17 protein-coding genes are annotated in these 24,630 nt (G+C 64.5%); 8 read left to right on the top strand and 9 right to left on the bottom strand.

Annotation, left to right across the window (positions count from 1 at the left end):
* Positions 1 to 136: 136 nt before the first annotated feature.
* The 3 genes from pyk to tkt all read right to left on the bottom strand — a co-directional run bounded on the left by pyk (position 137) and on the right by tkt (position 4,945).
* Positions 137 to 1,576, bottom strand: a complete 1,440-nt coding sequence (gene pyk, locus Q1L50_RS01750) for a pyruvate kinase (RefSeq protein ID WP_300335446.1) — start codon at positions 1,574 to 1,576, stop codon at positions 137 to 139.
* Between the two features lie 364 nt (positions 1,577 to 1,940).
* Positions 1,941 to 2,939, bottom strand: coding sequence for a type I glyceraldehyde-3-phosphate dehydrogenase (gene gap, locus Q1L50_RS01745; RefSeq protein ID WP_300335444.1), 999 nt, complete (start codon positions 2,937 to 2,939; stop codon positions 1,941 to 1,943).
* A gap of 20 nt (positions 2,940 to 2,959) precedes the next feature.
* Positions 2,960 to 4,945 (bottom strand): transketolase, encoded by a 1,986-nt coding sequence (gene tkt, locus Q1L50_RS01740; protein ID WP_300335442.1) that lies wholly within the window; start codon positions 4,943 to 4,945, stop codon positions 2,960 to 2,962.
* Between the two features lie 247 nt (positions 4,946 to 5,192).
* On the opposite strand from tkt, the gene Q1L50_RS01735 reads away from it, so the two are divergent.
* The 6 genes from Q1L50_RS01735 (at position 5,193) to Q1L50_RS01710 (ending at position 14,029) form a co-directional block, all read left to right on the top strand.
* Positions 5,193 to 6,038, top strand: coding sequence for an HAD-IA family hydrolase (locus Q1L50_RS01735; protein ID WP_300335440.1), 846 nt, complete (start codon positions 5,193 to 5,195; stop codon positions 6,036 to 6,038).
* A 56-nt stretch (positions 6,039 to 6,094) separates the two neighbouring features.
* Positions 6,095 to 7,474: a ribulose-bisphosphate carboxylase gene (locus tag Q1L50_RS01730; protein WP_300335438.1), complete on the top strand. Its 1,380-nt coding sequence runs from the start codon at positions 6,095 to 6,097 to the stop codon at positions 7,472 to 7,474.
* Between the two features lie 99 nt (positions 7,475 to 7,573).
* Positions 7,574 to 8,377, top strand: coding sequence for a CbbQ/NirQ/NorQ/GpvN family protein (locus tag Q1L50_RS01725; protein ID WP_300335436.1), 804 nt, complete (start codon positions 7,574 to 7,576; stop codon positions 8,375 to 8,377).
* Positions 8,378 to 8,433: 56 nt separating this feature from the next.
* Positions 8,434 to 10,719 (top strand): VWA domain-containing protein, encoded by a 2,286-nt coding sequence (locus tag Q1L50_RS01720; protein ID WP_300335435.1) that lies wholly within the window; start codon positions 8,434 to 8,436, stop codon positions 10,717 to 10,719.
* Between the two features lie 402 nt (positions 10,720 to 11,121).
* Complete coding sequence (locus Q1L50_RS01715) at positions 11,122 to 12,522, top strand: aspartate ammonia-lyase (protein ID WP_300335434.1); 1,401 nt, start codon at positions 11,122 to 11,124, stop codon at positions 12,520 to 12,522.
* A gap of 181 nt (positions 12,523 to 12,703) precedes the next feature.
* The gene (locus Q1L50_RS01710) at positions 12,704 to 14,029 is read left to right on the top strand and encodes an anaerobic C4-dicarboxylate transporter (protein WP_300335432.1); all 1,326 of its coding nucleotides are present in this window, start codon (positions 12,704 to 12,706) and stop codon (positions 14,027 to 14,029) included.
* Positions 14,030 to 14,621: 592 nt separating this feature from the next.
* Here the strand turns inward: Q1L50_RS01710 and Q1L50_RS01705 are convergent.
* Both Q1L50_RS01705 and Q1L50_RS01700 read right to left on the bottom strand, forming a co-directional pair.
* Positions 14,622 to 15,398 (bottom strand): alpha/beta hydrolase, encoded by a 777-nt coding sequence (locus Q1L50_RS01705; RefSeq protein WP_300335430.1) that lies wholly within the window; start codon positions 15,396 to 15,398, stop codon positions 14,622 to 14,624.
* A gap of 2 nt (positions 15,399 to 15,400) precedes the next feature.
* A complete protein-coding gene (locus Q1L50_RS01700; protein ID WP_300335428.1) occupies positions 15,401 to 16,300 on the bottom strand; it encodes an alpha/beta hydrolase in 900 nt (299 codons plus the stop codon).
* Between the two features lie 574 nt (positions 16,301 to 16,874).
* Between Q1L50_RS01700 and Q1L50_RS01695 the strand changes: the two genes are divergently transcribed.
* A complete protein-coding gene (locus Q1L50_RS01695; RefSeq protein WP_300335427.1) occupies positions 16,875 to 17,183 on the top strand; it encodes a hypothetical protein in 309 nt (102 codons plus the stop codon).
* A gap of 155 nt (positions 17,184 to 17,338) precedes the next feature.
* Here the strand turns inward: Q1L50_RS01695 and Q1L50_RS01690 are convergent, their stop codons facing one another.
* The gene (locus Q1L50_RS01690) at positions 17,339 to 19,666 is read right to left on the bottom strand and encodes a DNA internalization-related competence protein ComEC/Rec2 (protein WP_300335425.1); all 2,328 of its coding nucleotides are present in this window, start codon (positions 19,664 to 19,666) and stop codon (positions 17,339 to 17,341) included.
* 248 nt (positions 19,667 to 19,914) lie between these two features.
* On the opposite strand from Q1L50_RS01690, the gene Q1L50_RS01685 reads away from it, so the two are divergent.
* On the top strand, positions 19,915 to 20,394 hold the full coding sequence (locus Q1L50_RS01685) for an SgcJ/EcaC family oxidoreductase (protein WP_300335424.1): 480 nt from the start codon (positions 19,915 to 19,917) through the stop codon (positions 20,392 to 20,394).
* A gap of 68 nt (positions 20,395 to 20,462) precedes the next feature.
* Here Q1L50_RS01685 and Q1L50_RS01680 read toward each other — a convergent pair whose 3' ends face one another.
* The 3 genes from Q1L50_RS01680 to Q1L50_RS01670 form a co-directional block, all read right to left on the bottom strand.
* Positions 20,463 to 22,484: a methyl-accepting chemotaxis protein gene (locus Q1L50_RS01680; RefSeq protein ID WP_300335423.1), complete on the bottom strand. Its 2,022-nt coding sequence runs from the start codon at positions 22,482 to 22,484 to the stop codon at positions 20,463 to 20,465.
* 78 nt (positions 22,485 to 22,562) lie between these two features.
* Positions 22,563 to 23,249: a lipoprotein-releasing ABC transporter ATP-binding protein LolD gene (gene lolD, locus Q1L50_RS01675; protein ID WP_300335421.1), complete on the bottom strand. Its 687-nt coding sequence runs from the start codon at positions 23,247 to 23,249 to the stop codon at positions 22,563 to 22,565.
* Entirely contained in the window at positions 23,242 to 24,489 is a 1,248-nt protein-coding gene (locus Q1L50_RS01670; RefSeq protein WP_300335420.1) for a lipoprotein-releasing ABC transporter permease subunit, read from the bottom strand. Before Q1L50_RS01670 ends, lolD begins: the two co-directional genes overlap by 8 nt.
* Between the last annotated feature and the right edge of the window lie 141 nt (positions 24,490 to 24,630).

Here is a 24,630-nt window from a genome sequence, read left to right as displayed (position 1 = left end):
GCGTGGGGATTATAGGGCAGATCGTTGTCTGCCCGGCGACCTGGACGGTACGGGAAAGCGATCGCGCAGTGTCGCCGAGAAGAACCGGGATCCGGGTCGCCCTCGGGCCCGCCAGCGGGCGGGTGCGGTTTCGCCGTCAGCTCGCCCTGCGTTGCTGCTCGCCGACGCGAACGATCTTCAAGGTATTGGTGCCACCACTGGTGCCCATCGGTTCCCCGGCGGTCAGGACGATGAAGTCGCCCTTTTCGACGATGCCCTGCTCCATCAGCAACTGTTCGGCGTCGCTCAGCAGTTGATCGCGGCTGCTCGGCTGCTGGTCCATGAACAAGGGGAATACCGCCCGGTAGAGGCTCATCTTGGTCAGTGCGTCGGGTCGCGGGGTCAGCGCGTAGACCGGTACGCCGCAGTTCAGGCGGCTCATCCACAGCGCCGTCGAGCCCGACTCGGTCAGCGCCGCGATGGCCTTGACCTTGAGGTGGTGCGCGGTCCAGATAGCCGCCAGAGAGATGGTTTGATCGATGCGCGTGAACACCTGGTTGAGGAATTCGCGCTCGAGAGTCACTTCCGCGGACTTCTCGGCTTCGAGGCAGATCCGGGCCATCGCCTCGACGGTTTCGACGGGAAACTTGCCCGAAGCCGTTTCGGCGGAAAGCATCACCGCGTCTGTACCGTCGAGCACCGCGTTGGCGACGTCGGAGACTTCGGCGCGCGTCGGGGCCGGCGACAGGATCATCGACTCCATCATCTGGGTTGCGGTGATCGCCAGCTTGTTTTTCTCGCGGGCCAGGCGAATCATGCGCTTCTGCAGCGCCGGCACGGCGGCGTCGCCGACCTCGACCGCGAGGTCGCCGCGGGCGACCATGATCCCGTCCGAAGCGGCGATGATTTCGTCCATCGCCGCCACGGCTTCGACCCGCTCGATCTTGGCAATGGTCAGTGCGTGTCCGCCGGCGGCGTGCATCAGTTGCTTGGCCATGTACATGTCGGCCGCGCTCTTGGGGAAGGAAATGGCAACGAAGTCGACTTCGATGCTCGCCGCCGTACGGATGTCGTCCATGTCCTTGGCGGTCAGCGCCGGCGCCGAAAGGCCGCCGCCCTGGCGATTGATGCCCTTGTTGTCGGAAAGCTCGCCACCGTGGCGAACGACCGTGAAGATCTCCGAACCAAGCACCCGCTGGACGTCAAGCACGATCCTCCCGTCATCAAGCAGGAGAACGCTGCCGGACGAGACGTCACGGGTCAAGTCCTTGTAGTCAAGACCAACGCGCTCGGCGTTCCCCAGGTCGCAGCGGGCGTCGAGGATGAACGGCTGGTCTTGTTCCAGCCAGACCTTGCGCTCGGCGAATTTCCCGATGCGGATCTTTGGCCCCTGCAGGTCGGCCAGGATGCCTACCGGGCGGCCCACGCGGGCGGCGGCCTCACGCACCAGTTGCGCCCTGTCGATGTGGTCCTGCGGCTTGCCGTGCGAGAAGTTCAGGCGCACGACATCCACGCCGGCGCGGATCATGCGTTCGAGCACATCGGCGTCGGAAGACGCCGGACCAAGGGTGGCGACGATCTTGGTATCGCGAGGCATCGGGGTTCCTATCTTTTTATTGGGCTGGAATATGGTCGGAGATAAGCCATCCCGGCGCTGACTGCGGCCGAGGTGAATCAACCGGCTGGTCGGCAGTTGTTTGGGACACCTCCGATCATCACCGCGTTCAACGAACGTCGATGGTCGTGAAAGCGAACGACGGCGACAGCGGTGGTGCCATCGTCGGGTGCCCACCGAGGGACTACAACCAAGCCTTCCTGCGGCGATCGAGCAACCCGCTTCCGACGCGCACTCCGGAACGAGCGGCGACCGTGACGACGCCACTTTCGGCAAACCAGCGGGAACTTTGCCAAGCGTGAATGAAGCGGACGAGGGGTACCCGGAAGCACCCCTCGTTGGCTGTCTAGCGGGCCATGACCTTGATCATCTCCAGCACCTTGCAGGAGTAACCCCACTCGTTGTCATACCACGACACGACCTTGACGAAGGTCCCGTCAAGCGCCATGCCGGCCTCGGCATCAAACACCGAAGTGCAGCTCTCGCCACGGAAATCGGTAGCCACCACTTTCTCCGCGGTGTAACCGAGAATGCCCTTCATCGGACCTTCCGAGGCCGTTTTCATCGCTGCACAGATCGCTTCGTAGGTGGTTTCCTTGTTCAACTCGACCGTCAGGTCAACCACCGAGACGTCCGAGGTCGGCACGCGGAAGGCCATGCCGGTCAGCTTCTTGTTGAGCTCGGGAATGACCTTGCCGACGGCCTTGGCAGCACCCGTCGACGACGGGATGATGTTCTCGAGGATGCCACGACCGCCGCGCCAGTCCTTGTTCGACGGGCCGTCGACGGTTTTCTGGGTGGCTGTGGCGGCGTGCACGGTGGTCATCAGACCACGCTTGATACCCCAATTGTCATGCAGCACCTTGGCCACCGGAGCCAGGCAGTTGGTGGTGCACGAAGCGTTCGAGATGATCGTCTGGCCAGCATAGGTGCTGTCATTGACGCCGAACACGAACATCGGCGTATCGTCCTTGCTCGGTGCGCTCTGGATGACTTTCTTGGCGCCGGCGGCGATGTGCTTCTGGCACGATTCGGTGGTCAGGAACAGGCCGGTCGCGTCGACGACGATATCGGCGCCGACTTCGTTCCACTTCAGCTCGGCCGGGTCCTTGACTGCGGTCAACCGGACTTTCTTGCCATTGACGATCAGCGCGTCGCCTTCGACTGCGATGGTGCCCTTGAAGCGGCCATGCACCGAGTCGTACTTGAGCATGTAGGCCAGGTAATCGGGTTCGAGCAGATCGTTTACACCGACGATCTCGATTTCCGGGAAGTTCTGCACTGCTGCACGAAATACCATCCGCCCGATGCGGCCAAAGCCATTGATCCCTACTTTGATGGTCATGAAACGGTCTCCTTGAGAAATTACAAAACTGATTTCACGGTCGCGACCACGTTGGTCACCGTGAAACCGAAACAGTCGAACAGCTGGCCTGCGGGTGCAGACTCGCCAAAGCGATCGATACCGACTACGGCGCCTTCGAGGCCGACGTATTTTCGCCAGAAGCCGGTGACGCCGGCTTCGACGGCCACGCGTGGTACGCCGCGTGGCAAAACTGTTGCACGATAGACATCGTCCTGGCGGTCGAAGACTTCGGCGCAAGGCATCGACACGACGCGCACGGCGATGCCGTCGTCGGCCAGGGCCTGGCAGGCGTCAAGTGCCAAGCCGAGTTCCGAGCCGGTGGCGATCAGGATCACCTGTGGCGCCGCGCAGTCAACCAGAACATAGGCGCCGCGGCGAATGCGTGCCGGCGCCACCGCCGCGCTGACGCTCGGCAGGTTCTGCCGCGAAAGCGCCAGAATCGTCGGTCCGTCGTCGCGTTCGATGGCCGCGACCCAGGCCACACCCGTTTCGCCAGCGTCCGCCGGGCGCCAGACGTCGACGTTCGGAATCAGGCGCAGGCAGGCGAGATGTTCGACCGGCTGATGTGTCGGACCGTCTTCGCCAAGGCCGATCGAGTCGTGCGTGTAGACCATGATCTGGCGCAGCTTCATCAACGCGGCCATGCGGATGGCGTTGCGCGCGTAGTCGGAAAAAACCAGGAAGGTGGCGGTATACGGAATCAGGCCGCCGTGCAGCGCAAGGCCGTTGGCGATTGCCGTCATCGCAAACTCGCGCACGCCGTAATAGAGGTAGTTCCCGCCCTGGCCTTTGGCGACACCCCTGGAGCCTTGCCACAGCGTCAGGTTCGAACCTGCCAGGTCGGCCGAGCCGCCGATCAGTTCGGGCAGGCGCGGCGCAAGAGCGCCGATTGCATTCTGCGAAGCCTTGCGAGTGGCGATATTCTCGCCCTTGGCGGCGATCTCGGCCAGCGTCCGGGCGACGTACGCGGCCCAGTCCGTCGGCAGCTCGCCGCGCATGCGGCGCGAAAACTCGTTTGCCAGGTCGGGAAACGTGGCCTGGTAGGTCGTGAAGCGCGCTTTCCAGTTGTTCTCGAAGACACTGCCGCGCATGCGCCCATCCCATTTCGCATAAATCGCGTCGGGAATTTCGAAGGGGGCGTGCGGCCAGTCTAGATGAACGCGCGCCGCGGCGACCTCGGCCGCACCAAGCGGCGCGCCGTGGACCTCGTGCGTCCCGACCTTGTTCGGCGAACCCTCACCGATTCGTGTCTTGCAGCAGATCAGCGTCGGACGTTCGCTTTCGGCGCGCGCGGCGAGCAGGGCCACGTCGATGGCGTGACTGTCGTGCCCGTCGACGGCAGCGATCACCTGCCAGCCGTAGGCCGCAAAACGTTGCGCGCTATCGTCGGTAAACCAGCCTTCAACATGGCCGTCGATCGAAATGCCGTTGTCGTCATAGAGGGCGATCAACTTGCCCAGTCCGAGAGTACCCGCCAGCGAGCACGCTTCGTGCGACACGCCTTCCATCAAACAGCCATCGCCGAGGAAGACGTAGGTCGAATGGTTGACAATCTCGTGGCCTGGGCGGTTGAACTCGGCCGCCAGCAGCTGCTCGGCGATCGCCATGCCGACGGCGTTGGCAAGACCCTGCCCGAGTGGACCGGTGGTGGTTTCGACGCCTGCGGTATGACCGACTTCGGGATGGCCGGGAGTCTTCGAGCGAAACTGGCGGAAATTCTTCAGATCGTCGATCGAGACGTCGTAACCAGTGAGGTGCAACAGCGCGTAAAGCAGCATCGACCCGTGACCGTTCGACAGAACGAAACGATCGCGGTCGGGCCAGGCGGGATTGCCCGGATTGTGGCGCAGGTGACGACGCCACAGCACTTCGGCAATTTCGGCCATCCCCATCGGCATGCCGGGGTGGCCGGAGTTGGCTTGCTGAACCGCGTCCATGGCCAGGGCGCGGATGACGTTGGTCAGGGGGGAAGAAGCAGTGGGCACGATGATTCGTAGATTCGGAGCAGAGGGTTCGATCGCATGGGCAAATTATCCGCCAAAACAGCAGGCATTGCCACCTCCCCTTGTCGGGCAGTGAAAGTGGGCGGCAGCGCGGTTGCCGGGCCCAAGAAAAGCCCTAACGGGAAACGATACGATAACAAACAATAACCATAAATCTCAAGAAGTTTAACTTTTAATTATCTATCGTGCCACCTACACTGGTGACACTTGAATTTGCAGCGCGAACAGAATGACCAGCATCCAGCCAACCGCAAGCACCGTGACGGCGGCAGCAGCCGCCGCACCAGCCCTGCAAGCCGTCATTTTCGACGTTGACGGGACCCTCGCCGATACCGAGCGCGACGGTCACCGCTTGGCTTTCAACCAGGCATTTGCCCGGAGCGGGATGGACTGGGAGTGGTCGGTGGGCACCTACGGCGAACTGCTGGCGGTCACCGGCGGCAAGGAACGAATTCGTCACTTCGCGGCGCTGCGCGCCCCCGAGTTGCTGAAGCAGCCCGACAGCGACGCCTGGCTGGCCGCCCTGCACCAGTTGAAGAGCGATATCTACTCGGAGCTGGTGCGCACCGGGACGATCGCGCTGCGGCCCGGGGTAGCGCGCCTGATTCGCGAATTGCACGGCGCCGGCGTTCGCCTGGCAATTGCCACGACGACGACGCGTTCGAGTCTGGACAGCCTGCTCGTCGCCAGCTTTGGCGACCAGGCGCGATCGCTGTTCGAAGTCATCGGCGCCGGCGATGTGGTGGCAGACAAGAAGCCTGCACCAGACATTTATCATTGGGTGCTGCGCCGGATGCGTCTGCCACCCGCGGCTTGCCTGGCGATCGAGGATTCGCGACCGGGAATTCTCGCCGCCAGCGCGGCCGGGGTGCCGACGCTGATTACCATCAACGCCTATACCGCCGACCAGGACTTCGGTGGCGCCCTGAGCGTGGTCACCGATCTCGGCGAACCCGCAGCGCCGGCACGCAGCCTTGGCGGACAGCCGCTCAACGGAAGCTGCGTCGATCTCGCACAACTGCGCGACTGGCACACCAAGGCCGCAGGCAGCAGGCGCCTGTCGCCAGCAAACTGACTGAACGAAAAACCAACGAACACGCACATCACCCTCATCGACACGGAGACAGGACCATGGACCAATCGAATCGTTACGCCGACCTCAGCCTCAGGGAAGAAGATCTGATTCAGGGTGGCAAGCACTTTCTGGTGGCTTACAAGATGAAGCCGAAAGCCGGCTACGACTATCTCCAGGCGGCGGCGCACTTCGCAGCCGAGTCGTCGACCGGGACCAACGTCGAGGTGTGCACCACCGACGACTTCACCCGCGGCGTCGATGCCCTGGTGTATTTGATCGACGAGGCCAGCGAAGAAATGCGCATTGCCTATCCACTCGACCTCTTCGACCGCAACGTGACCGACGGGCGGATGATGATCGTTTCGTTCCTGACCCTGGTGATCGGCAACAATCAGGGAATGGGCGACATCGAGCACGCCAAGATCTATGACTTTTTCATGCCCGAGCGAGCGATCCAGCTGTTCGATGGTCCGGCCAAGGACATCTCGGACATGTGGCGGATCCTCGGCCGCCCGCTCAAGGATGGCGGCTACATCGCCGGCACGATCATCAAGCCCAAGCTCGGTCTGCGGCCGGAACCGTTTGCCAAGGCGGCCTATCAGTTCTGGCTCGGTGGCGACTTCATCAAGAACGACGAGCCGCAGGGCAACCAGGTCTTCGCGCCGATGAAGAAAGTGATGCCTCTGGTCTACGATGCGATGAAGCGCGCTCAGGACGAAACCGGACAGGCCAAGCTGTTCTCGGCCAACATCACCGCCGATGATCACTACGAGATGTGCGCACGTGCCGACTACATCCTGGAGACCTTCGGGCCCGACGCCGACAAGGTGGCTTTCCTGGTCGACGGCTACGTCGGCGGCCCGGGGATGGTCACCACCGCCCGCCGCCAGTACCCCGGTCAGTATCTGCACTACCATCGCGCCGGCCACGGCGCGGTCACCTCGCCGAGCTCGAAGCGCGGTTACGACGCCTACGTGCTGGCCAAGATGTCGCGCCTGCAGGGTGCCTCGGGAATTCACGTCGGGACCATGGGCTACGGCAAGATGGAAGGCACCGCCGACGACCGGGCGATCGCCTACGTGATCGAACGCGACGAGTATCAGGGTCCGGCCTATTTCCAGAAGTGGTACGGCATGAAGCCGACGACGCCGATCATCTCCGGCGGCATGAACGCCCTGCGCCTGCCCGGCTTCTTCGCCAATCTCGGCCACGGCAACGTCATCAACACCTCTGGCGGAGGATCTTACGGCCATGTCGACAGCCCGGCCGCCGGTGCGATTTCGCTTCGCCAGGCCTACGAGTGCTGGAAGGCCGGTGCCGACCCGATCGAATGGGCCAGGGAGCACCGGGAGTTCGCGCGCGCCTTCGAGTCCTTTCCCGGCGACGCCGACACGCTCTATCCCGGCTGGCGGGAGAAGCTCGGCGGGCATCGCTAGGCGTGGCGAGCCGCCGGCGCCAGGGCATCGGGTACCGGCAACGGACCCTTGTCCCGGCCGCCGGCCCGCTTGGTGCGAAACAGCAGACAGGAACAGTCAATGACTGACAAGGCACAGTTCAAGGTTCTCGACGAACCTTTCTACCAGCAGCAGCACAACGAGGTGGCGCTCTACGAAGCCGCTTACGCGGCGCGCCTGCCAGTGATGGTCAAGGGGCCGACCGGCTGCGGCAAGTCGCGCTTCATCGAATACATGGCCTGGAAGCTAGACAAGCCGCTGATCACCGTCGCCTGCAACGAGGACATGACCGCCTCCGACCTGGTTGGCCGCTACCTGCTCGAGGCCAACGGCACGCGCTGGCTGGACGGACCGCTGACCACCGCCGCGCGCATCGGTGCAATCTGCTACCTCGACGAAGTGGTCGAAGCGCGTCAGGACACCACCGTGGTCATCCACCCGCTGACCGATCACCGGCGAACCCTGCCGCTCGACAAGAAGGGCGAAGTGATCCGCGCGCACGCCGATTTCCAGCTGGTGATCTCGTACAACCCCGGCTACCAGAGCCTGATGAAGGACCTCAAGCAGTCGACCAAGCAGCGCTTCACCGCCTTTGAATTCGACTATCCCGATGCGGCTCTGGAAATCGCCATTCTGGCCAGCGAGAGTGGTATCGACGAGACCACCGCCAGGCAGCTGGTGAGCATCGGCGCCGCCGCCCGGCGGCTGAAGGGGCATGGCCTCGATGAGGGGATCTCGACGCGCCTGCTGGTCTATGCGGCGACCCTGATCAAGGGCGGTGTCCAGCCCGGCGATGCCTGCCGGATGGCGATGGTGCGACCGATCACCGACGACCGCGATATTCGCGAAACACTTGACCACGCCATCGACGCGACGTTTGCCTGATCGCGACCGGCGACCGGCGACCAGAGCTCCCGGGCATCCCTGACGGCGGCAGCACGATGAATGCGAAGAACGGCGATAGCGCCAACTGGACCGAGCGCCTGCGGGTCTGCCGCGAACGACTCGCCTGTGGTTTCCCGCAGGTCGGCGAGGTCTTCGAAGAGTGCCTCCGCGAAGCGCTGGTCGTGCTGTCGTCCAGGGGTGTCGACGCCTATCTCGACAGCGCGCGCTTTCTCGGCGGCATGGGGCGCGGCGTCGAACCGGTCCTGGCGTTTCTCGAGGAGTGGCCGGCAATCGCCCGAATCGTCGGCGAAGACACGCTGCCGGCGGTCAGCGCGACCATCCACGCGCTGTGGAAGTCGCCGAACGCCAAAGCCATCACGCCCTTCCTGGAAACCCTGGCGGCAGTGGCCAGACGCTTGCCTTCGGGGCAGCAGCTGCAGCGCTACCTGGACCTGACGCTTGATTTCATGGAGCGTACAACAGGTTCGATCCATGGCATTCATCAGACCTTTGCCAGCCCGGGCCTGCCCGAGTTCTTCGCCCAGGCCCCGACGCTGCTCGACAAGCTGTCCATTGCCGGGCTGCGGAACTGGGTCGACTACGGCATTCGCAACTACCAGAATCACCCCGAACGGCAACGCGAATATTTCCGCCTGCAGTCGGCCGACAGCCGCGCGGTGCTGCAGCGCGAGCGCCACGGAACGCTGCTGGTCGATCACCAGCGCCAGCTCGAGCTCTACCTGCGTGGACTGTGGGACGACAGCGCCGAGCTGGTGCCGTACCCGACCGACCTCGACCAGCAGCACCCGTCGGCACCCTATTACGACGCCGCCGGCATCCGCCTGCCCGACGTTCTCGACGATGCGCCAGGCGTTTCGGGCATCGACCGCTACCGTGCGACGCTGGCGCACATCGCCGGCCACCGCCGCTGGAGCCAGCCGATGTTCGCCGATAACTGCAGCCCGATGCAGCGCATGGCGATCGAGATCTTCGAGGACAGCCGCGTCGACACCCTGATCGTGCGCAGCTATCCCGGCCTGCGCCGTGTTTTCCTCGCGCTCCACCCGGTGCCGGTGGCCGGTGCCTGCAACCCGGAAACCACCTCCTGCCTGCGCCATCGTCTGACCATGGTTTCGCGTGCGCTGCTCGACCCGCAGCACGGCTACCAGGACGCGGAGCTGCGCAAGTTCGTCGGCCACTTCCACCAGACGATGGCTGCCGGCGAATCGAGCAGCGAGGAAATCGCCACCCTGGCGCTGGCCTACATCGCCCGCACCCGCCGCCAGAGCGACCAACTGGCCACGGTTCATTTCGCCGACACCGCGGTCAGCTATCGCGACGACAACCGCCACCTCTGGCGCTTCCACGAGCTCAGCGACGACGAGGAGATGTTCGACCAGCAGCGGCCGGCGGCAGCCGCTGTCGACATCGACCGCCTGCCGCCGCGCCACTACCCCGAGTGGGACTACCAGACCAAGAGCTACCGGCCGGACTGGGTCAGCCTCTACGAATCGCTGCATCCGGCTGGCGAGGCCGGCGACATCGACCGCCTGCTGGAGAAGCATGCCGCGCTGGCCAGGCGTCTCAAGCGTTTGCTCGACATCCTCAAACCGCAGGAGAAGGTACGCATCCGCTACCAGGAAGACGGCAGCGAACTCGACCTCGACGTCGCCATTCGCTCGCTGATCGACTTCAAGGGCGGCGCCACCCCCGATCCGCGGATCAACATGAGTCACCGCACCAATGGCCGCAACCTGGCGGTGCTGGTACTGCTCGACCTCTCGCAGTCGCTGGCCGACAAGGTCAAGGTCGGCACCAGCGGCGACGAGCAGAGCATTCTCGAGCTCAGCCAGGAAGCGGTGTCGCTGCTGGCGTGGTCGATCGAACAACTCGGGGATCCGTTTGCGATCGCCGGCTTCCACTCCGACACCCGCCATGACGTGCGCTACCTGCACCTCAAGGGCTACAGCGAGCGCTGGGGCGACGCCGTCAAGAGCCGCCTGGCGGCGATGCAGGCCGGCTATTCGACGCGGATGGGTGCGGCCATGCGACACGCCGCGCACTACCTGACGGCACAGCCGGCCGAGAAGAAGTTGCTGCTGGTGCTCACCGACGGCCAGCCCGCCGACGTCGACGTCCATGACGACCGCCTGCTGATCGCCGACGCCCGCAAGTCGGTAGAGGAACTCGACCAGCAAGGTATTTTCACCTACTGCATCAGCCTCGACCGCAACGCTGACGATTACGTCAGCGACATCTTTGGCGGTCGCTATACGGTGATCGACAAGATCGAGCGCTTGCCCGAGCGGCTGCCCGAGTTGTTCATGGCGCTGACCCGCTAAGCGATCCGCGCGGACGACTCGCCCGGAGACACGCCCGGCACGGACCGGTCGTCGACCAGCGGCGCGTCGTCCGACGGCCGTTCCGCCGCGGGTTGCCAAAGGACCGGATGGTTGCCGGACCGTCGCTTGGCGAGTCGGAGAAATAGTTCACTTTCTGTCGGCACCGTTGACTAGAATCGCGCATCGACTGCGTGCGGCCAAGGCGACTCCAGCGTCGTCCGCTTACCCCTGGAGCCGGCCAACCGCGGCACCAAAGCGGAGCGAGAAACTGGCCAGCAGCGCTGGCTTGCGCCAGATGCTTGCCAGAAAGCCACCTGCAGACGACGATCGTCATATTTCTCTCGAACAACGGCTGTCCCGCTGCTTTGGCAGCCGCCCCTCACGCAAGCGAAAGGAACCGCAATGGCACGAATCGAGAAGGACTTCCTGGGCGAGAAGGAATTGCCCGACGACGCGTACTATGGCGTACAAACGCTGCGCGGCCTGCACAATTTTCACATTACCGGCATCCCGATGTCCGCCGAGCCGTATTTCGTCAAGGCCTTCGGCTACGTGAAGAAAGCGGCGGCGCTGACCAACCGCAATCTCGGCGTTCTCGACGCCAGGGTGGCCGACGCGATCATCGGTGCCTGTGACCGCCTGATCGCCGGCCAGATGGACGACCAGTTTGTCACCGACTTCATCCAGGGAGGCGCCGGCACGTCGACCAACATGAACGCCAATGAGGTCATCGCCAACCTGGCACTCGAAAGCCTCGGCCACAAAAAGGGCGAATACGAATTCGTCAACCCCAACGACCATGTGAACTGCGGGCAATCGACCAACGACGTCTATCCGACCGCGTTCAGGCTGGCACTGATCCTGCGTCTGACCAGCTACATGGACGCGCTACGGCGCCTGGAGGACGCTTTTCACGCCAAGGGCAAGGAATTCGAAGGCGTCCTGAAGATGGGACGGACCCACCTTCAGGACGCCGTTCCGATGTCCCTCGGGCAGGAGTTCCACGGCTGGGGAACGACCATCGGCGAGGAGGTACACCGCATCGCCGATGTGCGCCAGTTGCTGCACGAAGTCAATCTCGGGGCGACGGCGATCGGCACTTCGGTGACCGCCGCGCCGGGCTACCCGGAACTGGTCACGCGCTGCCTGTCGGACCTGACCGGAATCAAGCTGATCCTGGCGGGCGACCTGGTCGAGGCGACGTCCGACACCGGCGCCTACGTGCAGTTGTCCGGCGTGCTCAAGCGCACGGCGGCGAAGCTGACCAAGATCTGCAACGACATCCGCTTGCTCGCCTCGGGTCCGCGCTGCGGCCTGAACGAGATCAACCTGCCGCAGATGCAGCCCGGTTCGTCGATCATGCCGGGCAAGGTCAACCCGGTGATCCCGGAGGTCGTGAATCAAACCAGTTTCCTGGTCATCGGGCTCGACCTGACGGTGACCCTGGCCGCTTCGGCTGGCCAACTGCAGCTCAATGTGATGGAGCCGGTGATCACCTTTGCGCTGTTTACGTCGATCTTCACGATGGAGCATGCGGTCAACAGCCTGCGCGTCAACTGCGTTCGGGGGATCACCGCCAACGCCGAGCACTCGCGCGACATGGTGCTCAACTCGCTGGGCATCGTCACCCTGCTCAAGCCGTCGCTGGGCTACAAGCTGTGCGGTGAAATAGCGCGCGAGGGCTACGAGACCGGCAAGTCGCTCCATGAAATCGTGGTCAACCAGCGCAAGCTGCTGAGCCAGGAGAAATGGGACGAGCTGTTTTCGTTCGACAACCTGATCCGTGGCCACCTCGGGAAGTAGCAGCCAGCCCTTGAGTTGCTTCTCACGCGAGATTATCAGGGCCTTGCCAAGTCGGGCCGGCGGCGCCCGAGCAGCTTGCCCGCCGCCTGCCCGGTAACCGCGAGGCAGCGGAATCTCGCTTGAGTTGGCCGTAATGAAGCTGACCGGGAGCCGGCCCCGGTTGGTGCCTGGAGAAACAATCATGACCCTGAATATCGTTCTGCAATTTGTCGTTGTGCTTTCGGCGATCTGGATGGGCGCCCGCTACAGCGGCGTCGGACTCGGTCTTTGGGGTGCGGTCGGACTCCTGGTGCTGATCGTCGGCTTCGGCGTCACGCCGACCTCGCCGCCGATAGACGTGATGCTGATCATCCTGGCGGTGATCATGGCCGCGTCGGTGATGGACGCCGCTGGTGGCATCGACTTCCTGGTCCGCGTTGCCGAACGCGTCATTCGCGCCAACCCCAAGTACGTCACCATCGTCGCGCCGCTGACGACCTGGTGTTTCACTTTCGTCGCCGGTACCGGCCACATCGTCTACCCGCTGTTGCCGGTGATCTACGAGACGGCGCACCGCAGCGGCATTCGCCCCGAGCGGCCGATGGCGATAGCGACCATCGCCTCGCAACAGGCGATCACCGCCAGTCCCGTAGCGGCAGCAACGGCGGCGATGATTGGACTGTTTGCCGAGAAGGGGATGACGCAGTGGGGGTTGCCGCAGATTCTGATGATCTGCGTTCCCGCCACACTTGCCGGTGTCGTTGCCGGCGCCATCGTCTCGATGTTTCTCGGCAAGGATCTGAAGGACGATCCCGAGTACCAGGCGCGCCTGCTGGCCGGAAGCATTCCGGCGCCACAGGCCGCCGCCGACCGGCCGCCACTCAGGCCGGCCGCCAGGATCTCCGCGTACCTGTTTCTGACCGGTGTCACTCTGGTTGTGTTGCTGGGGTTTTTCCCGGATTTGCGGCACCTGCCCGGCGCCAAGAGTGCCATCGGCATGCCGATCGTGATCGAGGTGGTGATGATGGCCGTCGCGGCGATCATGCTGATGCTGACCAAGGTGGACGTCGACGAAGTTCCCAAGACAGCGACGCTCCGCGCTGGTGTGGTGGCCGTGATCGGGATTTTTGGCCTGGCGTGGCTGGGTGACAGCTTCATTGCGGCGCATAAGGACGTGATCGTGCCGGCGATCGGCCATTTGGCGGAGGTGGCACCGTGGACCTTTGCCTTCGGCCTCTTCTTCGCGTCGGTACTGCTCTACAGCCAGGCCGCGACGACGCGGGCGCTGATGCCGTTGGGGATCGTGCTCGGAATTCCACCGCAATTCCTGATCGCGATGTTTCCGTCGGTCAACGGTTACTTCTTCATCCCGACCTATGGTTCTCTGATCGCGGCGATCAACTTCGATTTGTCGGGGACAACAAGGATCGGCAAATATGTGCTGAATCACTCGTTCATGGTCCCGGGCATCGTGGCAACGTCGGTGGCCGTTTCCACTGGCCTGTTACTGGCACGCGTGCTGTTTTGACCGGTGCCCGGCAGTGTCCGGATTCCGCTCAAGAGCGCGGAGCGATCCGGTCCTTGGCGAAGGCATCGTTCCCGAGTTGCCTGCGAACCGAGGTCGCCAGTCCGCACGAGCGCAGCCAGGGCGGCGTGCGGAATACCCGCAGCACCGCACGACCAGGAGCAGACCATACGCCCTCTCGCTGCGGATGGGCCGCCTTGGCCGGCGGTGAAGTACCGACCGGCCTGTCGGGCTTTCTCTGTGCCTTGAGCCGCATATAGGAAGTCATCACTCGTCGAGCAGCCGGGTCGTGGCATGTCCAACTTCATCGTTGCTGACCGCAAGACGGACTATCTACTACCGCCGCAGCTTGCTTGACGAACGCAGCGACCTGATTCGGCAGATCATGACAATGGCCAGGAAAATGAAGGTGCTCAAGGTGGATACCATCTCCTTTGACGACATGACGATCGAGGCCAGTGGCCGACGGCACCGTGCTCTGTCATACGGGCACACCGAAAGACGGCAAGTTCAGTCCAACTCCGAGGTTCAGGAATTGCTGGCGCCGGCCGAACAAGTGGATCGGGCCGACCTCCCGGCTGGTGTCGACTGGCTGCTAGGCAGCCAGTCGATCAACGAAGTGGACGATCGCCTCGACGACCGCCTGCGGCTGATCGCGGTGCGGCGAGTGGCGGCAGTCGGCCAGCTTCAGCAGTTCCACACCGGCGGCAGCCGCGCCGACGGCCTCGGCGATGCACTCGATCTGGCGCATCGTCGCGTACTCGTCGTGTTCACCCTGAATGGCGAGTACCGGACAACGAATTGCCGCCAGGCAGGCGGTGATGTCCCAGGCGCGAAATTCGGGAGCCAGCCAGATCTCGTGCCACGCCTTGAAGACCGCATCCGGGGCACGATGATAGCGAGCCAGTTTCTGCCGCCGCTCGCTGTCCGCATACGACTCGGTCGCCCGGGCGATGCCGGCGAGCGCCTTCTCCTCGACGAACACATGCGGCGCCAGAACCACCAGTGCCGCCACCCGCTCGGGGAAAACTGCCGCATGGATCAGCGCGATCGAGCCGCCATCGCTGTGCCCGATCAGCACCGGTCGCTCGATGGCCAGCGCCGCCAGCAGAGGCGGCAAGTGCTGCAGCGCTTCTGCATGCAGGTAACTGGGCTTCCGGGCTGCGGCCAGGGGGGCCGACTGTCCGTGGCCCAGACGCGACCAGATCAGCGTACGGCAACCGGTCGCCTGCGCGACGCTGGCCGGAAAATCGCGCCACAACGCGACACTGCCCAGCCCCTCATGGAGGAAGACCAGCGTCGGACGGTCGCTGCGCGGCCCCGGGATCAGGCAGTATTCGAGCTGCTGTCCATCGACCTCGACGAAGGCCACGCTCAGACGACCAGCAGGAACTCGCGAACGACCTGGATCTGGGCGTCGTCGAGAAACATCGGGGCGTGCCCGGCGCCCGGGATTTCCGCCGTCTGCGGACGCGGCCCGCGGGTCGCCATCTCACGCAGCGTGTCGCGGGTCAGCACCGTCGAGTCGGCACCGCGGACGACCAGCGTCGGGCAGCGGATGCTGTCATATAGTGGCCACAGATTCACGTCGCCGGCCTGCAGCTCGTTCCGGAACGGGTCGCCGATAGCGGGGTCGTAGCGCATCTCGAGGCGCCCATCGGCGGCATGCTGCAAGCTGAACTCGGTGAGATGGCGCCACTGGGCGTCAGTCAGGCGACCGAATGGCTGGCTGACCAGGCGGACATACTTCTCGGCGTCGTCGTAGGTATCGAACCTGGGTGCCCGACCAACGTACTCGCTGATCAGCTGCAAGGAGGCCACTGGGATCAGCGGCCCGACGTCGTTGAGCACCAGCCGGGCAATTGGCGAGTCCTCCTGGCTGGCGATCCACATGCCGATCACGCCACCCATCGAGGTGCCGAGCCAATCGACCGATTCAACGTCGAGGCGGGCCAGTAACACCAGCAGGTCGGCCACATACTGCGGAAAAACATAAGCCGACGGATCGCGCAGCCAGCCACTGCGCCCACGCCCGACGACATCCGGGCAGATCACGCGATAGTCCGACGCCATCGCCCGCGCCAGCTCGTCGAAGTCGCGGCCATTGCGCGTCAATCCGTGCACGCAGATCAACACCTTCGGATTGTCTGGATCGCCCCACTGCGTGTAAGCCATGCGGTGCAGGCCGGAGGCCGATGCACAGCGCACCTCGCGTTCGACGCATCCCGGCGTCTCTTCAGCCAGCCAGCGTGCGATCTCGGCACGAACACTCATGTGGTGGCTCTCCCTGCAAATTCCATTCTCTTTGGCCTTTCTTGGCGCGACGGCAAGCCTGCAACTCTAGCACAAGCCCTGAGCCCGGGTCGAAGGCAGGCCCGCTCGCGCGCTGTCAGGCGACATCACCGGCCATGCCACCAAGCGGCTGTGCTCGACACGAAACGCCGAGAGTGCGATCCCGTCCGCGCGCTTGACGGGTAGCGCGCCGTCGCTGGGCCGCCGCTATCTGCTGCCGCCGCAGGCGCCAATGGCAGCGATCCAGCCGCACCGGCATGTGCGAAGCGCCACCTGCGTTCTGCTGAACTTCCCGGTGTGTCTGTTTTTCGCCCGTAAGCGGGAAATAAGCCGTGCCGGAGCCTCATCGGAGTTGACAACTCCCCCCGGAAATAGAAAACAATAGCGTGACCTTACAAGATGTTAGCTTATACAGTTAAAGTTTCTTGTAACTGTCATCCGTGTACAACTCGTGCAGATCAGCAGACGAATCGCCTCAAGAATAGAGCCCAGACAGCCGTTGCCAATGCATCAGCTGGACCACAGCCAGAGAAACTCTCTTCAAGGAGAGAACATCATGAGCATCCTGGATCACCCCGCACTTCGGTCCCTTCGCGGTCTCGTGGGCCACTTCACCAAGCCGAATCTCTCCGATACGGAATTTCTCCAACAGCAACTGGCCGTACTCGAAGCGTACATAGAACCCTTTCCCGCCGATGAAAGGGACTTCCGCGCCCTGGCATGGATCGAGGCCAATGCCAAGCAGTATCGGCACCAGTGGCAACAGCAGTCGGCCGCCGGCAGACGTGATCTGCGATCCATCTTCTGGGGCTGGCGACCTTTCGGAGTGGCGCAGGCGACGCGCTTTCTGCACCCGAACGGCTGACCAGGCAGAGACCCTGAAGCCTGAGCAAATCAGCGCTGGCAGGCGATGCCGCCAGCTCGGTCCGCGTGCGAGCCCTTGCTCGGCACAGGCGTAGCACCCTTGCCATCATCGAACGAACGCTCGCCTCTGATGCAGGACCCTGGCCCTTTGCTCCACTATTCCTGCCAGTAACGGCGATATTCCGCTCGATACGCGGAGACCGTGATCGTGTCGGCCAACTTGATGCGTATCGCGCCGTCGCTATCGCTGCGCCACCGCCGACTGGCCGCGTAGCGCTCAACGACCTCGGGCCGCGGGTGACGGAAACGGTTGCGGTAACCGACCGGAAAAATCACCTCGCGGGCGCCGACCGCGGCGACGAACTCGGCTGTCGACGAAGTCGCACTGCCATGATGCGGCGCCAGCAGTACCTCGCTACGCAGCAGCGCCGGCGCCCGCGCCAGCAGCGCCTGTTCGTCGCGGGCCTCGATATCCGACGTGAGCAGGACGCTGCCGGTAGCGTTTTCGACGCGCAGCACGCAGCTCATATTGTTGGTCTTGGCGGCCTTGCGCCGGTAGTCGTCCGCCTGCGGGTGCAGGACGGCAAAGCGCACGCCGTCCCACTCCCACGCCTGACCAGCGACACAGCGCTCGCCCGGCAGCTCCGGCAGCGAACTCAGGGTTCGGGCAATCGGCAAGGCTTCCTGGACGGCGGCGACGCCGCCTGAATGGTCCTTGTCGCGATGGGTGATGATCAGCGCGTCGAGCCGGTCGACGCCGGTCGCGCGCAGATAGGGGACGACGATGCGCTGCCCGGCATCGGACTCGGCGCTGTACAGCGGCCCGGTATCGTAGAGCAGCGCGTGTTCGGCGGTGCGTACGACCACCGCCAGTCCCTGGCCAACGTCAAGGACGTCGACCCAGGCATCGCCCGGCGCCGGCCGGGCGGCCGGCCAGAACAACGCCGGCAACAACAGGCACAGACCCAGCCAGCGCGCCGGAAAACCACGCGGCAACAGCAACCAGACCACGCCCAACAGCGCCACCAGTGTCGCCGCCAGCGGCGGCGCCGGCTGTTGCCACAAGGGCCAGCGCGCCAGCAAGTCGAGAAAGTCCATCAGAGCAGCCAGCAGCCAGTGGCCGACGTACAGCAGCGGCGGCCAGGGGACGATCGCGAAGAGCAGCGCCAGCGGCGCGATCAGAAAACTGACCACCGGGATGGCGAGCGCATTGGCCAGCGGCGAAACCAGCGAGAACTGCTGGAACAGGAGCAGCAGCAGCGGCAGCGTCCCGACGGTCACCGCCCACTGGGTCGCCCCCCAGCGGGCGATCGCCGCTCGCCAGCCACGCTCGACACCGAGCCGCGTGCTGCCAGCAAAGAAGAGCAGGCCAACGGCGGCGAACGAGAGCCAGAAACCCGGCGAGAGCACCGCCCAGGGATCGAGCAGCAGTACCAGCAGCAAGGCCAGCAAAAGGCTGCGACTGGCGCCCAGGTTGCGCCCCGACCACAGCGCCAGCGCGACGACGCTCAGCATGTACAGCGTCCGCTGCGTCGGCACCGCGAAACCGGCGAGCAGCGAGTAGCCGCAGGCCGCCAGCCAGCCGGCGGCGATCGCCGCTTTCGGCGCCGGCAGCCACAGCATCAGTCGCTCGCTGCGCCGCCACAGCCTGCCGATCAGCGCGGCAAACAGCCCCGCCACCATGGTGACGTGCAGACCGGAAATAGACATCAGGTGCGTCACTCCGGTCTGCCTGAACAGGCGCCACTGCTCGGCCGAAATGGCCTGCTGGTCGCCGATCGCCAGCGCCGCAAGAATGCCGACGTACGGCGCCTCCGGCAGTACCGCCAGAAACGAGCTGCGAATCCGCTCGCGCAGTCGCTCGACGGCGTAGGCTGGCGTCAAGACGAAGTCGTCCAGACGCTGCGCAACGGCGCGGGGACGCACATAGCCGGTCGCCCGCACACCTCGCTCGAACAACCAGGCCTCGTAATCGAAGCCATGCGGGTTGGCGTTGCCATGCGGCCGCTTCAGGCGAACGGTAAACCGCCAGCGCTCGGCCGCGCGAACAACCAGCGCTTCGCGCCACTCGTCGTCCTGGCGACCGTGATACCAGGAGAGCATGATCCGCCGCGGTAGCCGGGCGGCCGGCTCATCGTTCGACTCCACCGACTCGATCTCAAACTCGAACCGCTCGCCGCGCTCAAAGCGGTGCGGCAGCGCCGCGACCACCCCGACGACCTGCAAATCCCGGCCCTCCAATTCTTCCGGCAGGCGGTCCTGCAGCCGCTGCCCGGCAAGCAGCGCCGCCCAGGCCACGCCCAATAGTGCACAAGCAAGCGCGGATAGGACGCGCAGCACCGGCTGCTGGCGCCGGCGACCAAGCCATGGCAGCAGCAAAGGCGCGCTGACCAGCACGGCGAGCACCAACGGCCAGCCCGGCAAGCTCTCCCGAGTCTGCAGAAAGCCGACACCGATGGCGAAGGCGAGAATGTTGATGCGCATGCCGCATTAAAACCGGAAAAGAACAGCCGAGCGCGGGTTTTGTGTTCGGAATCAGGCGAGGCCATGCGGCCTCCAGGCGCCCGATTGCATGCACCGGATAGACTGCCTGGCAGCTGTCTTGTACAGTGCGCACCAGCTGCCAGTGGCCAGGAATCAGGCAGCGAGTCATTGGCTGCGCGGCCTGCGGCCTGCCCTCACCTTCCGGGTGATGTCCTTCACCGCCCGGCAGAACCAGCAAAGGACCCTTGATGAAACACAATTGTGCCGTGTCGATGACACTCGCGGTCCTGCTCGCGGGCTGCGCCGCGGCCCCAAGCACCGCGACGCCGGCCGCTACGGAGGTCTGCAAGCCGACCAGCGAGCAGGAAATCGCTGCCTTGTTCGAGCGCTGGAATCGCTCGCTGCAGACCGGCGACGCGCGACAGGTCGTTGCCAACTATGCCGAGCGCTCGGTCCTTCTTCCCACGGTATCGAACAAACCGCGACTCAGCGCGGCCGAGAAGGAGGATTACTTCCAAGATTTCCTGAAGAACAAGCCGGCCGGCAAGATCGACTCGAGAACCATCGCGATCGCATGCAACACCGCGGTTGACACCGGCCTCTATACCTTCACCTATGGCACGACCGGTGCTCAAGTCCAGGCGCGCTTCACCTACACCTACAAGTGGGACGGAACGCAATGGCTGATTACCAGTCACCACTCCTCGGCGATGCCGGAGAAAAACTGAGCCGCTGACCAGCGTCGTCCGGCGCGGACAAACGACTCGCGCAGCGATGAAAAAGGATCAACGCAGGATCAGCCGAGCTTGAAGCGGCGAACCTCGGCGTCAAGACCTTCCGAAAGTCGCTCCAGTTGCGTCGCCGTGCCGGCAGTCCCGGCGACCGCCGCGCAGTTCTCCTCGGCCATCCGCGCCACTCTCTCGACGTTTCGCCCGATCTCGGTGCTGACCTTGCTTTGTTCGTTCAGGGCATTCGAGATGTGCGCAACGCTGTCCACCACCTGGCGCGCGTTGCCACCGATCTCGGCCAGCGATTCGCCGGCCTCGGTGGCCAGCGCAACGCCGGCCGCGACGCGACTGACACCGACCTTCATGCTCGCCACCGCGTCGCGCGAACCGCTCTGAATGGCGCCAATCATGCTCGCAATTTCCTGCGTCGACCGGGTCGTACGCTCGGCCAGCTTGCGCACTTCGTCGGCGACCACGGCGAAACCACGACCCGCCTCGCCGGCACGCGCGGCCTCGATTGCCGCGTTCAGCGCCAGCAGATTGGTCTGGTCGGCAATCTCCTTGATGACGTTGACGATTGCCGAAATCTGTTCGGAGCGTCCGCCCAGGTCGGCGATGATCGACGCCGACTGGTTCACCACCTCGGCAATCCGCTCGATCTCCTGCACCACCTTGCCGACAGCCCGGCCGCCATCGGCGGTCAGCTGGTCGGCGCTACCGGAAAGCCGGGTGGCGTCCTGCGCGCTGGCCGAGAGGTTGTCGATGCCGGCCGTCATCTCTTCGACTGCCGCCGCCATCGCCGACGCCGCGTTGCTCTGCTGATCGCTGCTCTGCCTCACCTGTAGCGACGATGCCGCCAGCCTTCTGGTCGCCTCCAGCACTTCACCAGCGCTGCGCTGGACGTTCCGGATCAACGCGCGAAACGCCCCGGTCATCTCGTTGAGGCTGTCACCGACCAGTTTCAGCTCGTCGCTGGTGCCCAGATCGACAGCAACGCTCAAGTCGCCGGTGGCGATCGTGCGCGCGTTCGCGGCCAGGCGATTGATGCTGCCGACGGTGGCGTAGTAGAAGCCAATCGAGACGTAGGCGTAGATCAGGAGGATCAACGCCGACAGCGCGATGTTGATCCGCAGTTCGCGCTGCGCGCGCTCGATGCGCTGCTGCAACAGCTTTTCGAGAGTCGGGAAAAGGCTCTCGAACATTTCCTTGTAGCCCTTGTCGATCGCCGCGGAGGTCAACGCAAAATAGTCGGCAGGCAGCGTCTGGTAGCTGCCCGAGAGGATGTCCTGATTCACCAGCGCGCTGACCTTGTCGGCTGCCACACCCATGTCCCCGGCGGCAGCGTCGAGCGAAGACTGCAGCCCGGGGTTGTAGCGCGAGGTCCGTTCCAGGTTGCGGCGCAGGCCGCCAACGGATGAATTGATTCGCGCCAGCAGGACCGTCAACTCGACTTGTTGCGCCATCACCAGCGCTTGCTTTCGGGTCAGCACCGCCGTTCCGAGGGCCCGCAACTGGCCCATGCTCTCCAGCGCCAGCGGCAACTTGTCGACCACCGTATCGATCAGATAGGCGGAATCGATGTCGGGATCGTTGGTCAGCGCGTACTGATCGGCAACGGCCCTCTGGAAACTCAGCAAGTCCCCGATCAGCCGGGTATGGCTGGCAAAATTCTCGCCGACGATCAGATCGAGACCATCCTTCGCGATCGCCGTCCAGCTTTCCACGATGCCTTTCCAGGCGTCGCTCGCCGCCAGTTGCGGCGGCAGCGCGCTGCCCAGGGTCTGCACGGTCGCGCTGACTTGCTGCTCGGTCGCTGCGCGCGGCTCCTTCATCTGCTCATTGCCATTCATCACGCCGGCGGAGAGCCCCCGATGCACCTGCAGATACTGGATCAGGCGGGCGCCCGGCTTGATCACCTCGAGACCCACCAGCTCGTCCTGCGAATGGTCTATCACCCGTTGCAGACTCTGGTAAAGGGTCACCGCCAGGAGCGTAATCGCCACCAGCGCCAGCACCCCCATGATCGCAAATTTCCTGGTGAAACCAAGGCGGTTGAGCAGCGCAATGGCGGGGGCGAACAGGGTGTGCATTTCGAACGGTCTCCAGGTAAACCCGCAACCACGTCAACGGCAGACAGCGCCCGAACTTGAGCCGCCTCGCGCGGCTTGTCAGTCGCTGGACGACTGCAAGCGCCCGTCGCTCAGCGTCAGGATCCGTTCGGCCCGGGCGGCGATCGTCGGGTCGTGGGTGACGACCACGAAACTGGTCCGCCGCGAGCGGTTGAGTTCGAGCATCAATTCGAAGACGCCGGCCGCTGTCTGCCGATCGAGGTTGCCGGTTGGCTCGTCGGCCAGCACGCACGCCGGCTCGGTCACCAGCGCGCGGGCGATCGCTGCCCGCTGGCGCTCGCCGCCCGACAACTCTGACGGCGTATGCTGCAGGCGGTGCGCCAGGCCGACTTCGCCAAGAACGGTCGCGGCCCGCGCCTGAGCCTGGTCTTTCGGCATCCGTCGGATGATCAGCGGCATGGCGACGTTCTCCAGCGCGGTAAACTCCGCCAACAGATGGTGAAACTGGTAGACGAAACCCAGATGACGGTTGCGCAGGATGCCGCGCTGCGCTTCGCCGATCGTCCGCAGGTCGTTCCCCATCAACTGCACGCTGCCGCCGCTCGGCGCATCCAGGCCACCGAGCAGATGCAGCAGGGTGCTCTTGCCGGAACCCGAGGCGCCAACGATCGCCAGCCGCTCGGCGACCTGGACTTCGAGGTCGACCCCGAGCAGGACCGGTACGTCGGTGTCGCCCTGGCGATAGATCTTGCTCAGGCCCTGACAGGCCAGCACCGGCTCACTCATAGCGCAGCGCCGCCGCCGGATTGACGCGTGCCGCGCGCCAGCTCGGGTAGATCGTCGCCACCAGCGCCAGCACGAAGGCGACGCCGACGATCGTCGTCACGTCGCTCCACTGCAGCTCCGAAGGCAGGTTGGAGATGTAGTACACCTCCTTGGCGAGAAACTGCGTTCCCAGCAGCCGCTCGATGAACGGCACCACCACATCGACGTTGAGCGCCAGCGCGACGCCGCCGGCGACGCCGAGGCCCAGGCCGATGAAGCCGATCAGCGCGCCCTGGACGATGAACACCAGCATGATGCTTAGCGGGCTGGCGCCGAGCGTGCGCAGGATGGCGATGTCCGCCTGTTTGTCGGTCACCGCCATGACCAGCGTCGATACGATGTTGAACGCAGCAACGGCGACGATCAGCGACAGGATGATGAACATCATGTTCTTCTCGATCTGCACCGCGCGAAAGAAATTGGCATGACTGCGCGTCCAGTCGCTGATGTAGGCGTCGGCGGTCAGCGTGCTGGCCAGCGAGCGCGCCACCCGCGGCGCCACGAACAGGTCGTCGAGTTTCAGACGCACGCCGGAAACGCGGTCGTCCATGCGGTACAGGCGCTGCGCGTCGGCGAGATGAATCAGCGCCAGGCCGTTGTCGTACTCGAACATGCCGACCTCGAACAGCCCAACGACGGTGAAGGTCTTCAGGCGCGGGATCACCCCCGCCGGGGTGACCACACCCTGCGGCGCGATCAGCGTCACGCGGTCGCCGACGAAGACGTCGAGCGCGCGCGCCAGCTCGCTGCCGAGAATGATGTTGAAGCTGTCGGGGCGCAGCTCGTCAAGCGTCCCGCTCTTCATGTGCGGGCGGAAATCGGCGACCCGGTCTTCCAGACCGGGCAGGATCCCGCGCACCAGCGCCCCGCGCACCAGCTGCCCGGAGGACAACATCGCCTGCGCCTGGACGAAGGGCGCCGCAGCGAGCACGTGCGGCTGGCCGGCAGCCTGCTCGGCCACCAGTTCCCAGCCGGCCATCTCGCCGCTGCCGCCGGTGATCTGGATGTGCGAGACGACCGCGAGGATCCGCGACCGCAACTCGGTCTGGAAACCGTTCATCACCGACAGCACGACGATCAGCGCGGCAACGCCGAGGGCGATGCCGAGCATCGAAATCAGCGAGATGAAGGAGATGAAGTGATTGTGCTTCTTGGCGCGCGTATAACGCAGGCCGATCAGCAACTCGTAGGGAAGGGCCATCAGCGGCGGGAGATCATCTCGGAGGGTACTTCGAAGCGCCGAAGCGGCAAAGGCGCTATGCTACACTTTTCCGGCGTTGGCTGCCCTGCCCCGGCGAACGCGCTCCAACGCCCACGATCAAGCCCGGGCACCTGCCCGCCA

It is taken from the genome of Accumulibacter sp., from assembly GCF_029255145.1.
Taxonomy (GTDB): Bacteria; Pseudomonadota; Gammaproteobacteria; order Burkholderiales; family Rhodocyclaceae; genus Accumulibacter.
Note: the sequence above shows the minus strand (reverse complement) of the source record. Positions and strands in the feature narration are given on the sequence as shown.

Coding starts and splice junctions, on each gene's coding strand:
- Q1L50_RS01695 (WP_300335427.1), top strand. CDS start 16,875: ATGAGCATCCTGGATCACCCCGCACTTCGGTCCCTTCGCGGTCTCGTG.
- Q1L50_RS01680 (WP_300335423.1), bottom strand. CDS start 22,484: ATGCACACCCTGTTCGCCCCCGCCATTGCGCTGCTCAACCGCCTTGGT.
- Q1L50_RS01725 (WP_300335436.1), top strand. CDS start 7,574: ATGACTGACAAGGCACAGTTCAAGGTTCTCGACGAACCTTTCTACCAG.
- Q1L50_RS01670 (WP_300335420.1), bottom strand. CDS start 24,489: ATGGCCCTTCCCTACGAGTTGCTGATCGGCCTGCGTTATACGCGCGCC.
- Q1L50_RS01710 (WP_300335432.1), top strand. CDS start 12,704: ATGACCCTGAATATCGTTCTGCAATTTGTCGTTGTGCTTTCGGCGATC.
- pyk (WP_300335446.1), bottom strand. CDS start 1,576: ATGCCTCGCGATACCAAGATCGTCGCCACCCTTGGTCCGGCGTCTTCC.
- Q1L50_RS01720 (WP_300335435.1), top strand. CDS start 8,434: ATGAATGCGAAGAACGGCGATAGCGCCAACTGGACCGAGCGCCTGCGG.
- Q1L50_RS01700 (WP_300335428.1), bottom strand. CDS start 16,300: ATGAGTGTTCGTGCCGAGATCGCACGCTGGCTGGCTGAAGAGACGCCG.
- Q1L50_RS01690 (WP_300335425.1), bottom strand. CDS start 19,666: ATGCGCATCAACATTCTCGCCTTCGCCATCGGTGTCGGCTTTCTGCAG.
- Q1L50_RS01735 (WP_300335440.1), top strand. CDS start 5,193: ATGACCAGCATCCAGCCAACCGCAAGCACCGTGACGGCGGCAGCAGCC.
- gap (WP_300335444.1), bottom strand. CDS start 2,939: ATGACCATCAAAGTAGGGATCAATGGCTTTGGCCGCATCGGGCGGATG.
- lolD (WP_300335421.1), bottom strand. CDS start 23,249: ATGAGTGAGCCGGTGCTGGCCTGTCAGGGCCTGAGCAAGATCTATCGC.
- Q1L50_RS01715 (WP_300335434.1), top strand. CDS start 11,122: ATGGCACGAATCGAGAAGGACTTCCTGGGCGAGAAGGAATTGCCCGAC.
- Q1L50_RS01685 (WP_300335424.1), top strand. CDS start 19,915: ATGAAACACAATTGTGCCGTGTCGATGACACTCGCGGTCCTGCTCGCG.
- Q1L50_RS01730 (WP_300335438.1), top strand. CDS start 6,095: ATGGACCAATCGAATCGTTACGCCGACCTCAGCCTCAGGGAAGAAGAT.